Origin of the sequence: Paenibacillus sp. ov031, assembly GCF_900143165.1 — a bacterium.
In the GTDB taxonomy this organism is placed as follows: Bacteria; Bacillota; Bacilli; order Paenibacillales; family Paenibacillaceae; genus Paenibacillus; species Paenibacillus marchantiae.
In genome coordinates, this window is sequence record NZ_FRDO01000005.1 from 385183 (window position 1) to 398961 (window position 13779).

Below are 13779 nucleotides of genomic sequence, written 5' to 3' on the forward strand. Positions count from 1 at the left end.
TTTCACAAGTCAAATATTTTATGAAATTTAATTACACTCTTCCAACCATAGCGACTCTTTGTCCGAAATGAAATGCTCACAAGATGCTTCTATAAATAAAAATAGATAAATAACGATCAAAAAAGAAACATTTTTACAATTTTACCGTTTATATAACGAAGGTATATTTTGGAATCGATATGTTGAGGGTTATAAACTGTCTCTAGCGGAAGGAGATACCAAGATGAACAACGCTGCTATTTGGTTTTCAACTGTGTTATTACTGGGGGGATTGACGACTACATCGTCATCTATTGTTGGTGCCAAACCAGCTGCACCAGAACAAATTTCACAACGTTCCGTTAATGCGCCTTCTGTAACTCCTTCCATCTATTCAAGCGTCACACCTTTTAAAAAGAGCAACAGTACCAACAAAATCATCTTGAAGGGAGGAAATATTACTTTAACCGCTACTACAGTGAAGTTGGAAGGTATGCCCACATTTGAACAAAACGTAATTCAATCCATTGTCGTCACCAAGGGGAGCCAGAAATATACGATTGAAACGAGTGACTTGGAGGACAATTGGCTCGATATCACAAGTGTTGTTGCCTCTAACTCCAATACATGGCTTGCTATACACGCAGAACGTAGCTCAGGAAACACTCTGATGCTGCTTAACCTTCAAACGGGTGAAGTGACGGAATTAAATGACCGATTGAAAAAAGCAGGCAAGAAAAACATAGAAACGATTGCCGACTATAACTGGGCACCCAACGAAGATCAGATAGCCTTCTCTTACGGAGATCCCTCCAAAAGCTCAATAGCCATCTACAATGTTCAGAAAGAAAGCTTTGTATACCTACCAAGGGCAACCAATTATATTAGTACCAATCTGATTTTGTGGCAAAAAAACGGAAAAATACTAGATTACATCAGTGAGTATCCGTCTGATCAAATGATACTTTATAGGTATAGCATGGAGAGTAACAAGGTGAAGCCTGTTAAGAAAATCAGCCGTAATGAGTTTGCCGAATGGTTTAAGCTGGATAAGTATTCCATACAGTAACGATCTAAATAGTAGAGGTGCATAATGAAAAAATCGATTTTACTCCTGTTTTTGAGTCTGTTCTTGCTGGTTGTACTCCCTCATCAGGGAAATGCGGCTGCAAGCACGTCGAAAATCTTCTTGGACGGCGAGGAATTAATCCTCCCAAGTGACGTTCAGGTGACCATCGTGAATAAGAATGTTATGATTCCGATTCGTGTCGTTGCCGAAAATTTGAAATTCAAAGTGGATTGGAATCAAAATACACGTAATGTAAAGATCCAGCAAAATGACAAGACGATTTCTTTAACCGTTGATCAAAAGCAAGCCATGGTCGCTGACAAGCAAGTTACCCTGAACACAGCTCCACTCATTTTAAATAACACCATGGTGGTACCCATTCGATTTGTCAGTGAACAAATGGGACTCAACGTGAAATGGAACAACAAGGAGAAGATTGTATACTTAATCAACACCGCCACCAGTAAAGAGCCCAATGTTGAGCCGGGCAACGGTTCAGGAAACGGTAGCCCAGCATCGCTAACACATGTTACCGATATCCAATTTGCCAACAATCAGCTCGTCGTGTCTATGGATGGTGAATCCAAACCAGTGATGACGACTTTGAAGAATCCCGATCGTCTGGTCGTGGATCTGCCCGGAGCAGTGTTTGGTGATCTATCGCAACCTTTGAATCACAACATGAATGGTAAATTGGATGTGGACGCATACCCCAATGTAACGGAAGTTAGATATTCTCTTTTTAAACAAGACCCTGGTCAAGTTCGAATTGTCGTTGAATTGAATCAGGTGAAGGATGTACAGTACAGCCAGAACATCATTGCCGATAAACTAATTATCGATCTAAATGTTTCGGGAGATAACGTCACATCCGTTCCTGTAACTCCTGTAGGCGATTCAGGACGCAAGGTTGTTGTCATCGATCCAGGCCATGGGGGTAAAGATCCAGGTTCAACCAGCATCACCAACAAACCCGAGAAAGAATATAATCTGGCATTGGCTCTCAAAGTACAAGCACTGCTTCTCAATGAGCCGGATATCGAATTAGTGATGACTCGTGACGGTGATACTTACCCCACTCGCCCGGAGCGTGTTCGGCTCGCTAATCAATTAAACGCGGATGTTTTTGTATCTATCCATGGCAATAATGTGGAGTCCTCACCCCAGGCGACAGGTACAGAGACGTTCTACTATCAACGCAGCAGCAGCAAGGAATTAGCCAATATCATTCATCAACGTTTGGTTAAAGCCATGGGGCTCAAAGACCGTGGTGTGAAAAATGGCAACTTGGAAGTGATCAGAGATACGACCATGGCTGCAGTACTTTTGGAAGTGGGATTCCTGAGTAATGTTATAGATGAAGAACTGATGTCGTCCGATGTCGTTCAGATGAAAGCCGCGCAAGCGATAGCAGATGGAATTAAGGAATATCTGGGTATAAATTAAATAATAAAACATAATGAAAATATGCTGGAGGATGTGATCCATTGAAAACGAAATTGGGATGTGCACTCGTCTTATCCTTCTTAATGATAGTTGGCATTGGTTGTGCTCAGAAGCCAGTCAGTGAATCCGGATCGGCCGAACCTGCTGTTCAGGGAGGACAGTCACCAAACCCATCCGAAACAGAGGTGGATCTGGGCTCAATGAACACAAAAGCGGTTGATGTGTATTTCGCAGATGCCCAGGTACTGGAACTTGAGAAAAAAGAGCAGGAAATTGAATACAAGGACGATTCCGAGAAATACAAAAAAACATTTGAAGCTTTACAAAAAAATACCGATTCGGAGCTCGTATCCCTCTGGGAAAAAGTCGAATTGCTCTCCCTACAGTACGGTGAGGGCAAAGTCACTTTGGATGTTCATATTCCGGATGAGGCCAAATTGGGAACCAGTGGCGAGCTGCTTGCATTGGATGCACTGACCCAGACGATGTTTCAATACGATGAAGTAGAAAGTATCGATATCCTGGTGGACGGTGAAGCCCTCGATAGCTTGATGGGCCATTCAGAGCTGGAGCATCCTATTCAGCGCGAGCCCTAATCTAATTTTAAAAGACAGCGGATGATTTCCAGATGATTCTCCCCTTGAATCATCTCCCATGCATGATGAGAAGCATAACTTCTCATCATGCTTTTTTTTATTAAAAATCCACATTCAAAAAGACGTCCCCAGGGACGCCCTACATAGATCCAATCTTTATCCAATTCAACTTACAGATACAGCTCATCTCCAGGAGATAGCGAATGCAAAATCCCTTTCCCCGAGACCGATTTTTCGCTGAGTAAGCCTTCTCTCAGTTTATCCGTCTCTGCCCGGTCCGCATGCACAAGCACCGTATGCCTCGCAGGAACCTGATGCAGCATTCTCTCGACATCCTTCCAACCCTGATGCACCTTATAACGAATTTTCCGTACCTCGCACGCTCCGTGTTTTGCAGGATTCTGCAACAGCCTGTAAGCATAGGTGCCGGCAGAGACATGCCCAGTGAGCAGTACCAGATTATGTTCATCGTCCGCAAACTGGCTATAGTACCAGCGAGCAAGAGAGGACTGCATCATTCCGTCCGGAATGAACCACAAAGAGGCAGCATGTTGATGCAGTAGCCGCTCTCGATTTTCCTTTGTTACAGGCATTTCCCAACCATAACCCCTCAAAAAACGCTCAATTGCTTCCTTTACAGAGCCCGATATGTGTTCTTCCTCTTCCTTTAGCCAATATGGAGCACGTAAAAGCTGCTTCAGACCGTCCACCAGCCCTTGTTCCACTACAATTGGAACGTCCGGGAACTGCTGCTGTGCCCACAGCATGATTTCCTGACCACGACCCACTGAGGGCATAGGCATTAGCACCTTCCCACCCCGGGCAATGGTCTCATGAATGGCCTGCTCCAGCTGTTCCAGCTTGTTGGCCTGCGTATCGCGATCTGTTCCATAGGCAGCATCCATAATCACCAAATCGAGCAGGCCGGATGAAGATGCTTGGTTCATTTCGACTTCCTTGGATACGGCATAGGAATCCCCTTGCTCCACAGTTCTCCCTGCTGATACATGGGATCGTAATACCCCTTCGGATGCAGCAAAGGGGAGAGTCTGCGACGCGGATGGCTCTCCTGCCAAGACATGCCCACCATTCACGGCGGTTCGTATATCCGTTTTCCAACGTTGACTAACCGAAGTATCGAATCCACGCTTGTTACGTGGTACCCTTGCCTGCCAGAATACATCCGCTGGACAATCCTCCTGCAAAAGCATGGATTCGGAGGTGTAATCACCGGAATAGAATATCCGCTTATCCTCCATTTCCAGTCCGAACCATACCGATCCTGCAAGGTGTCCACTGCGCCCCCACACCACCGAGACGCCAGGGGCCATTTCAAACCAGATTCCACCCTCGGCTTCATCCTCCAGAAATCGGTAGCGAATCAGTTGTTCATCGCCTTCTTCGTATGGGAGGGTGTGTCCTGCCCGCTCCATATTTCTTCGCCAAGCTCTGAAGTAGGTGTCCAGTTGCTCTCTGGTTTCCCGCGTCGTCCATACTTCACCCTGATACCCCATCTTATAAAGCAATGGAATAGCGACAGAATGATCCTCATGGGCGTGAGACAACAAAACCATATCCAGCTCTTTAACGATTTCCGATTCAATCAACGGATACTCGCCGGCTCCTTCTTTTTTCACGCCACAATCCAGCAAAAGTTGAACCCGGCTCCCTCTCAGGAGATAGGCAGAGCGCCCGTGTTCCCCGGCGCCGCCCCATACCTTCAGTTTGATCATGATGCATTCCACTTTCTCTTCGAATTCAGAACTTCAATGCCGAGCAACATCAGTACCGTCATAACGACAGTAACCACGGCCATCGCCATTCCCAATGAAACCTGACCTTGTTCAAATTGAGCAAAAATATACGTAGCCGATGTCTGCATCGATGGAGGCAAAATCAACAGTGATCCCACCAGCTCCCGCGTGGCAATGGTGAATGTCATCATCCACCCGGCCAACATACCGGGAATGATCAGTGGTAGAAGAATGCGCCGCAGAATATACAACGGTCTTCCGCCAAAGACCTGACCCGCCTGGAACAACGTACCGTCTATCTGGGTGAAGCTTGATTTGACATACTGCACCGTGTACGGCAGGAAGAGCACCACATACGTCAGAACAACCATTCCGTACGAGTTGTACAGGGTGAACGGCATCCATGGTGAATTCCAGAACAGGATGAGACCCACCACCATGACAATGCCAGGTACCGTATTCGGCAGCAGACTGAACAGGTCAATGACACGCTGCATAAAGGAAGACGATTTACCAATCGTCAATGCAAAACCTGTACCGATAATAACCGCAACCGTTGAAGCTGCTAGTGACAGCCCTAGACTGTTCCCGATTGCTTTCATACTGACCGATCCCCAGGACAACAATTCCCGGTAATGATCCAGCGTCAGATTGTCGAAGGACAATCCTGCGCCGCGCAGCTTCATAGTCGATGCAGCAATAATGGAGAAATACGGAATGCCCACCGACAGAATCAGCAGCAACGCGAGATACAACCCACACAACCAACCCGCTCCGCCGCGTAGGGAGTATCGTTTGGATCGCTGCCCTTTGCCCCCTACCAGACGGTACGTGAACTTCCGACTCATGGCAGACTGCATGTACCACATCACCAGACAGACCGACAGCAGCACCGATGCAAGCGAGGTTGCCTTGCCAAAATCAATCGGCCAACTGGAGATATACTTGTGAATCTCAGATGTCATGACATAATAACCGATACGGCGCCCGAAGGTGGCCGGTGTTCCGAATTCCGCAATCGTTTTGACAAAGACGAGCATGATCCCCATGCCATAGGAAGACAACAGCAGTGGCAAAATAATGCGTCTGAATCGGTATCCCGCACGTCCCCCGTGCACCGCTCCCGCTTCTTCTAGGTTGCCTCCAATGCGAATGATGGCATCCCGAAGCAACAGATATAGGAAAGGGAACAGATGTAGGCTCATAATGAGCACCATGCCCCAGAAGCTGAAGAACAACTCACTCCAGCTCGCAGCGGAGGGCACCCATTGCTGCAGGTATCCCCCTTTTTGCATAAACAGAATCCAGCCCATGGAGCCGATATACGGCGGGGTCATGAACGGAATCATCAGGATTACGTCCACCCAGCGATGCTGACCCATGCGGGTCTTCGCCATCATCCAGGCCAGTGGCAATGCCAGCAGCGTTGTTACAGCTACCACGCAGATCCCCAGCCAGACGGAATTCAGCAGCACCCCGGATAAATGCTGTCCGGTAATGGTCCGAATCGGAGCCATCCAATCCCACTGCCCGTCTGGATACACACTTTCCCAGAAAATCAGCAAGAGCGGTACACCAATGCTTATCGTCAGCAGAAAGAGGGCCAGAATCACGCCCACTCTCCGAAAAATACGGTTGTTGTCTATTACACCAGGTTTCACTACGATTTCACCTCACATGACTTCCACAAAACAATCGTCTCTTCACTCTAGTTGCTCTAGTTACTCAATCGTTAGGTCATAACACTATGCTTATTTAAAAGTCTCGGAGAAACGTGCCGCTGTCTCATCTCCGTGTTCACTCATCCAGTTCCAATCCACTTTAAGCTGCGGGATATCTTTCAGATTTGCCCGGTTAGTCGCCTCGATGTCTTCACGACCCGGAATCAGGTAAGCATCTGCAACGAGCTTTTGTGCCTCATCAGACAACAGGTAGTCGATAAACGCCTTTGCATTCTCCACATTCTGACTCGATTTCAGAATCGCTGCCGGTCTTGGACTGATTACAGTCCCTTCCTCTGGATATACGATGTCCAGCGGTTCACCTTTGGCTTTGGAGGAATACGCCATGTAGTCCACACCTGCTGCTACGATGCTCTTCGCTCCAGTAATAACCGGGTCAAGTGCTTCCTGATTCGCTCCTGCCATCGCAACACCATTCGCTTTGTAGCTTTCCAGCAAGTCCCAGCCCTTATCTCCATTCACACTCAGGTATCCCGTAATGAAGTCCAGTGCAGAACCGGACAGTGTAGGATCAGGAATGTTCACAACATCTTTCCAGGCAGGTGTTGCCAGCTCAGACCAACTGCTTGGTGGCGTGGACACCAGCTTCGTATTGTAGACAATTCCAAGTGCCGAAGCACTGGAGCTAAAATAGTTGCCGTCGGCATCCGACCAGTCCTTGTTCAGCTTGTCTGCATTCTCCGCATCAGGATATGGGAGTGTCAGACCATCTGCTTTCAGTGCTTGTGCCGAAGGCAGGGAGGCCAGGATAACCACGTCCGCTACCGGATTAGATTTTTCAGCTTCCATGCGAGCCAGAATTTTACCTGTCGTACCCTGGAACATCTCCACTTCAATGCCCGTCTTGGCTGTAAATCCGCTGATGATGTTATCCGCCAGCTTCTGAGGTCCTGCACTGTACAATACCAGCTTACCGCCAGCTGGTTTTGTTGTTTCCGCCGATGCAGTAGCCGTACTGCCTTCCCCAGCAGCTTGACCCGCATTCCCGGTAGTTGAATTACCTGTGCTACATCCGAACAAACTGATACTCATTACCGCTGATAATAATAGCATTGCACTTCTTTTCCGTGTTTTCATACCCAACATTTTCATTCCATCTCCCTTGGTTTCTGATTATATTAGTATTCAAGTTTCTGCAAACTCACGCTGTATGCTCATCATGATCAGTTGGCTGCTGCGATGAACTCTCTAGGCTTCACATTCGGAGTGTCTTGTCCGTTCATTCGGCAAATCCGCTCCGGGGCTACATATAGCTGAACCTTCTCTCCTACGCGTACTCTTCGATCCAGATAGGCTGTCCATACACCCAGTCCCTCCATCTGCACCCGAATTTCATAACGCTCTCCTACATAACTGACACTGAGCACTATCGCCTGATAACACAGATCGTCATGACCTGTTTTGCTCCAGGAGACATGTTCCGGTCTCACCATGGACTGATTAGGCGTAAGCCAGTTAGACTTTCCGATAAACGAAGCAACAAAAGGATCGCTTGGCGATGCGTAGATCGTTTCCGGGGTTCCCTTTTGCAATATGCGCCCCTTCTCCATCACCACAATCTCATCGGACATCGACATCGCCTCAACCTGATCATGGGTGACGTACAGCGCTGTCAATCCCATATCCCGTACCAATGACATCATCTCAATTCGCATCTCTTCCCGCAGCACGGCATCCAGTGCACTTAGTGGCTCATCGAACAGGATAATCCCGGGTCTTACTGCTACCGCTCTGGCAAAAGCAACCCGTTGCTGCTGTCCTCCCGACAGCTGATGAGGATAACGATCCTCCATGCCTTGCAGGCGAACCATGCTTAGTGCTTCGGTCACCTTCTGGCGCAGATCCAATTTTTGCTTTCCGGCTTTCAAGCCGAACGCCACATTTTCGTATACAGTCATATGCGGCCATAATGCAAAATCCTGAAACACCATGCCCAGATTACGCTTATGTGTCGGTACATCTATTCGCTTCGTCGCCGAGTAGAAACTCTTGCCATCCGCGACGATTTCTCCCGCATCCGGTTGCTCCAGCCCCGCCAGCATGCGCAGCAACGTCGTTTTACCACAGCCGGATGGGCCGAGCAGCGTCGTAAACTGTCCATGCTGAAGTGTTAAATCCGTGGGCAGCAGCGCGGGAGTGCGATTGAATGATTTTTGAATTCCCCTAATTTCCATTTTCATAAGCATCCCTGCCTGTCTTCTTGTACTGTTCTCAGTCTAACGTCCGCTTTCGCGAGTTGTATGTTAGAAATGTAAAATTGGAATTAACTTTTTAGATGAATTCTGTTGATCTTCATAGATTAAATCTATATAAGGTGATTAAAAGTTACCTGAGAGGAGTGTTGAGTTCGTTGAACCTGATTAAACTGCAAATTGTTGAACTCATTGATAAGCATCATCATATGACCAGCGTGGCCGAACTTCTAGGTATCAAGCAGCCTACTGTTACCTTTCATATGAAGTCTCTGGAGGAAGAGATGGGGGTGCGATTATTCGAATCGCGTAGTGGAAAGACATTTCTAACCGAAGCTGGACAAGCCCTTTTACACTATTCCGTCAAAATCAATGCCCTGACCCAGGAGGCGCGCAGAGTAGTACAGGAATATGACAGCCTCTATCGGGGCACCCTGCACATTGGAGCGAGCTATGTACCAGCCACGTATCTGCTGCCACCTATTTTGAATACATTTTCTCAGGAATTCCCCGGTATTCGAATTATGTTATCGGTCAAACCTTCACCCGTTATCCGCGAAATGTTGATCCGTCACCAGATTGATCTGGGTGTAATCTCTTCCGAACCGTTTGTAGGGCCGGTGCTGCAAGCAGAGACGTTGTGTGAAGACGATCTGGTATTAATCTGCTCACCACAGCATGCCTTGGCTCAGAGGGATGTGCTGAAACCTGAGCATATGGCACAGGTTCCTTTTGCACTGCATGGGGATGAATCCAGCACTCGCCGTTTAACCAACCAATGGCTGGAGCAACATGATATTCGTCTGCGGAGCACCGTTGAGATGGACTCTCTGGAAGCGATCAAGCAGTTGGTTCTACTCGGCGGTCATATCTCGTTCATGTCACGAATGGCCGTACAGTGGGAAGAGCAGCATAGACTCATCAAGGTCCTCCCCATTCCGGGGGAGCAGGCTCCGCGGCATATTTACACCGTCCACAACAAAGATCGTCATCCTTCCGTCCAGGTCAACCGCTTCAAGGAAGTACTGCGGGACATGAGCCACAGCATCTCTCTTTTTAATTCATGATCCCGCTATCCCATATAAACTATCGCTTGGCATTCATCAAATCTATGCAGGGTTAACGCAACGAGCCCTTCCATTTAATCGCTTTCACATACTCGGACGATAAAGTGGGTCTGTACGTTAATCCAGCCTAGGGAGTGATTGGTTTTGAAAAAATGGAAAAAGGTAACCGCCTCATTCATGCTGAGCATCGTGACATTGGGAAGTGGACTGACGTTTCTGGAAGCACCACAGGCCTCAGCAGCAGCCAACGCCGTTCCTGCTTATGAAGTGAAGTTCCTGGCTAAGCCGGAGCTGGTTTTGAACACAGATGGCACACCACGCAGTGAAGTCATTCAGACACTTGGCTTGAACTCCACAGCAAGAAACATTAGTGCAGAGTATTTCGACACTAACGCACTCAATCTAAATCAAGCAGGATGGGATGTCCGTTTTCGGAAGAAGGATGACAAGAACAATTATGAACTGACTTATAAAAAGCGCTATCCTGTCATCAATGGTGATGTTAATGCGGCGTTGACTCTGGCTAACCAAGAGGGATTTAATGCGTCAGATGATAACTACGAGGCTGAAATTGACTGGGGATATGGCAAACAAACATTAAGCTTCTCCAACACGAAAAAGGTGGATACCAACGCTACAGGCGTACAACTTCCATCACAGCAGGAAGCCTTGAGCATGTTATTGGACAAGCTGCCTGGCAAATTAAAAAACTGGTCCTCCTCCAACTGGGGTAAACAACAACTCACGGCATCCCGTGCCTACGGCCCGGTAACGTTCCAACGTTATGAAGGTACATGGAATGGACAGGAACTCACCCTTGAAGTATGGCCAATTCGCAACGCAGCAGGCACAGGTGTAGAGAATATCGTTGAGATCTCTTTCAAAACAGCAGATTCTACAGCTGTTTCTGGACTGCGTACTCAACTGATGCAAGTCCTAGCAAACAAAAACTGGCTCATTCCTGCCGATGGCCTGAAAACTCAGCTCATCTTGGAAAGATACTAATTGGTTGTTGCTGCCCATACCGTATAAGTCTAAGTATGGTATCTAGCGGTTTAAAGGCAACGGGGAAAATGGGCATGTCTATGTTCTTAATGAAACGAAACGAATCATGGTCTTTCCCCTTCCTATACCCTATCGCTTAAACATACAATGATATGTTTGGTTTATCTGCCCATTCAAGCCTACATCCATTTTCATCCAAAACAAAAGGAGATCAACAGGAACATTCTGTTGATCTCCTTTATTTAATATTCCTTACAGTTAATATATTTTAAAGTTCTGGGCTGTTTCGATACCAAGTGCACTCTGGATAAACGTATTGGCGACCCGCTCCACAGGAACCGGATTAAATCCAATAAACACACCCTTATATTTCTCTGCGGATTCAACAAACAGGTTAGGACTAACCGAATTCAGACGTATACCTCGCGGCAACTCATACGCTGCTGCTTTGGCAAACGAATCAATTGCACCGTTGACCATAGCACTGGATGCGCCCTTCAGAATGGGATGGTCCTGTATAATGCCGCTGACCAGCGTAAAGCTTCCCTTATCGTTGATGTAGTGCTGCCCAATCAAGACGATGTTCACTTGACCGAGTAATTTCCCCTGCACACTAATCATGTTGTTCTCAGGAGTCAGCTCCTCCAACTTCGCATAATGGGTCTGGCCTGCTGCAACAATGACATAATCAATATTAGTTACCGTTTCAAAGAGGGATGTAATACTCTCTGTCGAGGTCATATCCACCTGGTAGTCCCCGGATTGCCTGCCGGCTGTAATTACCTCAACGGAATACTCCTGAAGCTTCGCAACAACAGCTTTGCCTAATGTTCCATTTCCTCCAATAACGAGAGCCCTTTTCATAATACGCCTCCTTTTTTCAGTGAAAGCATGATATTCTACATTCATTGATCTCTTCATTTAAACAAAGATCACTCGCATAATCAAACCTACTTCACAATTAAGCCTAATAATCCAACAAAAGAGGCGGCCTGAGCATCTGAGATGATACATCCGTCCAGGTCCTCAATATCCACGTGTAACCTTTCAAAGCTACAGTCACTAAGGTCCACTCCCTTAAGCTTAACCCCAGACAAAAGAGCTTGATCTATATTGCATTCAGAAAACTCCAGGTTTTGAGCTGTAGCTTGAAAGAAATCGCCACTAACCAGAGAACATTCCGTGTACTTCACCTGTTTAAACTTGGAAAATCGAAATAAAGAAAGGTCAGCTACACAGCCCTGAAAGCTTACATTTTGGAGCCTGCTATTTGCAAAATTGGTACCAAGCAATTTACAGTTTCTAAATTCTGTCCGGTGGAGGAAAGAACCGTTAAAGTCCATATTGGACAGATCACATTTATCAAAAATCACATCAGTAAGCTCAACTTCGGGGAGAGAGGACTGGCTGAAGATCACGTTCTCAAAGACCACTATATCGAATGAAACCCTGCTGGCGCTCTGATTCTCAATAGAGATATTGGTAAATCGTCCATGTTTGATTTCTTCTTTACTCTCCCATGCTTCTAAAGTTAACGATAAGTCCTCGAGTTCCAGGGGAATCTTTGGCGTTTCTATTTTATTTTTCATAAGTCCTCCCACTATTTTCTTATTTAAGATTACTATATCAAAAAGAGCCCCTGCACTAAGCAAGAGCTCTCTTTGATGTTACCATGAAGCGGGTGATGGGAATCGAACCCACGCTATTAGCTTGGAAGGCTAAAGTTCTACCATTGAACTACACCCGCATATAAAATCGGGATGACACGATTTGAACATGCGACCCCCTGGTCCCAAACCAGGTGCTCTACCAAGCTGAGCTACATCCCGATACTTATGAAAATAATGGCGCGCCCTGAGAGATTCGAACTCCCGGCCTTTTGATTCGTAGTCAAACGCTCTATCCAGCTGAGCTAAGGGCGCAAATATTGGAGCGGAAGACGGGAATCGAACCCGCGACCCTCGCCTTGGCAAGGCGATGCTCTACCGCTGAGCCACTTCCGCAAAATATATGGTGCGATATAAAAATGGCGGAACCGACGGGATTCGAACCCGCGATCTCCTGCGTGACAGGCAGGCATGTTAGGCCAACTACACCACGGTTCCAGATCACTTTCTTGAAAGAAAGTATAATTGCGGGGGCAGGATTTGAACCTGCGGCCTTCGGGTTATGAGCCCGACGAGCTACCGGGCTGCTCCACCCCGCGTCGTTATTCAGAAATCTATATGGTGGAGGCTGAGGGGATCGAACCCCCGACCCTCTGCTTGTAAGGCAGATGCTCTCCCAGCTGAGCTAAGCCTCCATGTAAATATGACCCGTAGGGGATTCGAACCCCTGTTACCTCCGTGAAAGGGAGGTGTCTTAACCCCTTGACCAACGGGCCACAGTAACAAAATTCTATCTGGCGGAGAGAGAGGGATTCGAACCCTCGAGACGCTTTTGGCGCCTACACGATTTCCAATCGTGCTCCTTCGACCAACTCGGACACCTCTCCTGAATGGCTCCCCGAACAGGGCTCGAACCTGTGACAACTCGATTAACAGTCGAGTGCTCTACCAACTGAGCTATCAGGGAATGGTGGAGCCAAGCGGGATCGAACCGCTGACCTCCTGCTTGCAAGGCAGGCGCTCTCCCAGCTGAGCTATGGCCCCATACACTGTGGTTTAAAACTTAAATGGTGGGCCCTGGTGGACTCGAACCACCGGCCTCACCCTTATCAGAGGTGCGCTCTAACCAACTGAGCTAAGGGCCCCAATATATTTCCCTTTTCCTTACGAGGGGGGCAAAAAAAATACCCCAAAGGGAATTCGCTTGGCGGCGTCCTACTCTCCCAGGACCCTGCGGTCCAAGTACCATCGGCGCTAGAGGGCTTAACGGTCGTGTTCGGGATGGGTACGTGTGGAACCCCTCCGCCATCGCCACCAAACGC

Annotated in this window: 11 protein-coding genes, 12 tRNA genes and 1 rRNA gene; 5 read left to right on the plus strand and 19 right to left on the minus strand. The window is 47.5% G+C overall.

Annotated features, from left to right (window positions below; all coding sequences use genetic code 11):
- Positions 1 to 223 precede the first annotated feature (223 nt).
- The 3 genes from BUA17_RS22080 to BUA17_RS22090 are packed head-to-tail and all read left to right on the plus strand — an operon-like array spanning position 224 to position 3090.
- Complete coding sequence (locus BUA17_RS22080; protein ID WP_072734993.1) at positions 224 to 1048, plus strand: hypothetical protein; 825 nt, start codon at positions 224 to 226, stop codon at positions 1046 to 1048.
- A gap of 24 nt (positions 1049 to 1072) precedes the next feature.
- Positions 1073 to 2494 (plus strand): N-acetylmuramoyl-L-alanine amidase family protein, encoded by a 1422-nt coding sequence (locus tag BUA17_RS22085; protein ID WP_072734994.1) that lies wholly within the window; start codon positions 1073 to 1075, stop codon positions 2492 to 2494.
- Positions 2495 to 2535: 41 nt separating this feature from the next.
- Entirely contained in the window at positions 2536 to 3090 is a 555-nt protein-coding gene (locus BUA17_RS22090; protein ID WP_083584818.1) for a GerMN domain-containing protein, read from the plus strand.
- 170 nt (positions 3091 to 3260) lie between these two features.
- On the opposite strand, the gene BUA17_RS22095 is transcribed toward BUA17_RS22090, so the two are convergent.
- From BUA17_RS22095 to BUA17_RS22115, 4 genes are all read right to left on the minus strand, one after another.
- Positions 3261 to 4823 (minus strand): MBL fold metallo-hydrolase, encoded by a 1563-nt coding sequence (locus BUA17_RS22095; RefSeq protein ID WP_244552208.1) that lies wholly within the window; start codon positions 4821 to 4823, stop codon positions 3261 to 3263.
- Positions 4820 to 6505: an ABC transporter permease gene (locus BUA17_RS22105; protein WP_063568011.1), complete on the minus strand. Its 1686-nt coding sequence runs from the start codon at positions 6503 to 6505 to the stop codon at positions 4820 to 4822. The genes BUA17_RS22095 and BUA17_RS22105 overlap by 4 nt, the downstream gene beginning before the upstream one ends.
- 90 nt (positions 6506 to 6595) lie before the next feature.
- Positions 6596 to 7672 carry an ABC transporter substrate-binding protein gene (locus tag BUA17_RS22110; RefSeq protein WP_072734995.1) on the minus strand — a complete coding sequence of 359 codons (1077 nt, stop codon included), beginning with the start codon at positions 7670 to 7672 and terminating at the stop codon, positions 6596 to 6598.
- 77 nt (positions 7673 to 7749) lie between these two features.
- Positions 7750 to 8766, minus strand: a complete 1017-nt coding sequence (locus BUA17_RS22115; protein ID WP_072735025.1) for an ABC transporter ATP-binding protein — start codon at positions 8764 to 8766, stop codon at positions 7750 to 7752.
- A 170-nt stretch (positions 8767 to 8936) separates the two neighbouring features.
- Between BUA17_RS22115 and BUA17_RS22120 the strand changes: the two genes are divergently transcribed.
- Positions 8937 to 9845 (plus strand): LysR family transcriptional regulator, encoded by a 909-nt coding sequence (locus tag BUA17_RS22120; RefSeq protein ID WP_072734996.1) that lies wholly within the window; start codon positions 8937 to 8939, stop codon positions 9843 to 9845.
- A 144-nt stretch (positions 9846 to 9989) separates the two neighbouring features.
- On the plus strand, positions 9990 to 10850 hold the full coding sequence (locus tag BUA17_RS22125; protein ID WP_139295715.1) for a CYTH domain-containing protein: 861 nt from the start codon (positions 9990 to 9992) through the stop codon (positions 10848 to 10850).
- A 258-nt stretch (positions 10851 to 11108) separates the two neighbouring features.
- Here BUA17_RS22125 and BUA17_RS22130 read toward each other — a convergent pair whose 3' ends face one another.
- The 15 genes from BUA17_RS22130 to rrf form a co-directional block, all read right to left on the minus strand.
- On the minus strand, positions 11109 to 11714 hold the full coding sequence (locus BUA17_RS22130) for a short chain dehydrogenase (RefSeq protein WP_072734997.1): 606 nt from the start codon (positions 11712 to 11714) through the stop codon (positions 11109 to 11111).
- Between the two features lie 86 nt (positions 11715 to 11800).
- Positions 11801 to 12439: a pentapeptide repeat-containing protein gene (locus tag BUA17_RS22135; protein WP_072734998.1), complete on the minus strand. Its 639-nt coding sequence runs from the start codon at positions 12437 to 12439 to the stop codon at positions 11801 to 11803.
- An 87-nt stretch (positions 12440 to 12526) separates the two neighbouring features.
- A tRNA-Gly gene (locus BUA17_RS22140) sits at positions 12527 to 12597 on the minus strand.
- 8 nt (positions 12598 to 12605) lie between these two features.
- A tRNA-Pro gene (locus tag BUA17_RS22145) sits at positions 12606 to 12679 on the minus strand.
- A 16-nt stretch (positions 12680 to 12695) separates the two neighbouring features.
- A tRNA-Arg gene (locus BUA17_RS22150) sits at positions 12696 to 12772 on the minus strand.
- A gap of 6 nt (positions 12773 to 12778) precedes the next feature.
- Positions 12779 to 12853 (minus strand) — tRNA-Gly (locus tag BUA17_RS22155).
- A 24-nt stretch (positions 12854 to 12877) separates the two neighbouring features.
- Positions 12878 to 12955, minus strand: a tRNA-Asp gene (locus BUA17_RS22160).
- 27 nt (positions 12956 to 12982) lie between these two features.
- A tRNA-Met gene (locus BUA17_RS22165) sits at positions 12983 to 13056 on the minus strand.
- A gap of 20 nt (positions 13057 to 13076) precedes the next feature.
- Positions 13077 to 13152 (minus strand) — tRNA-Val (locus BUA17_RS22170).
- A 9-nt stretch (positions 13153 to 13161) separates the two neighbouring features.
- Positions 13162 to 13233 (minus strand) — tRNA-Glu (locus BUA17_RS22175).
- Positions 13234 to 13252: 19 nt separating this feature from the next.
- Positions 13253 to 13344, minus strand: a tRNA-Ser gene (locus BUA17_RS22180).
- A gap of 4 nt (positions 13345 to 13348) precedes the next feature.
- A tRNA-Asn gene (locus BUA17_RS22185) sits at positions 13349 to 13424 on the minus strand.
- Between the two features lies 1 nt (position 13425).
- Positions 13426 to 13501 (minus strand) — tRNA-Ala (locus BUA17_RS22190).
- 24 nt (positions 13502 to 13525) lie between these two features.
- Positions 13526 to 13602, minus strand: a tRNA-Ile gene (locus BUA17_RS22195).
- A gap of 57 nt (positions 13603 to 13659) precedes the next feature.
- A 5S ribosomal RNA gene (gene rrf, locus BUA17_RS22200) occupies positions 13660 to 13776 on the minus strand.
- Between the last annotated feature and the right edge of the window lie 3 nt (positions 13777 to 13779).

Bases quoted from the DNA above. Each gene is read 5' to 3' on its own strand.
- BUA17_RS22080 (WP_072734993.1), top strand. From the start codon at position 224: ATGAACAACGCTGCTATTTGGTTTTCAACTGTGTTATTACTGGGGGGA.
- BUA17_RS22085 (WP_072734994.1), top strand. From the start codon at position 1,073: ATGAAAAAATCGATTTTACTCCTGTTTTTGAGTCTGTTCTTGCTGGTT.
- BUA17_RS22095 (WP_244552208.1), bottom strand. From the start codon at position 4,823: ATGATCAAACTGAAGGTATGGGGCGGCGCCGGGGAACACGGGCGCTCT.
- BUA17_RS22110 (WP_072734995.1), bottom strand. From the start codon at position 7,672: ATGTTGGGTATGAAAACACGGAAAAGAAGTGCAATGCTATTATTATCA.
- BUA17_RS22115 (WP_072735025.1), bottom strand. From the start codon at position 8,766: ATGAAAATGGAAATTAGGGGAATTCAAAAATCATTCAATCGCACTCCC.
- BUA17_RS22130 (WP_072734997.1), bottom strand. From the start codon at position 11,714: ATGAAAAGGGCTCTCGTTATTGGAGGAAATGGAACATTAGGCAAAGCT.
- BUA17_RS22135 (WP_072734998.1), bottom strand. From the start codon at position 12,439: ATGAAAAATAAAATAGAAACGCCAAAGATTCCCCTGGAACTCGAGGAC.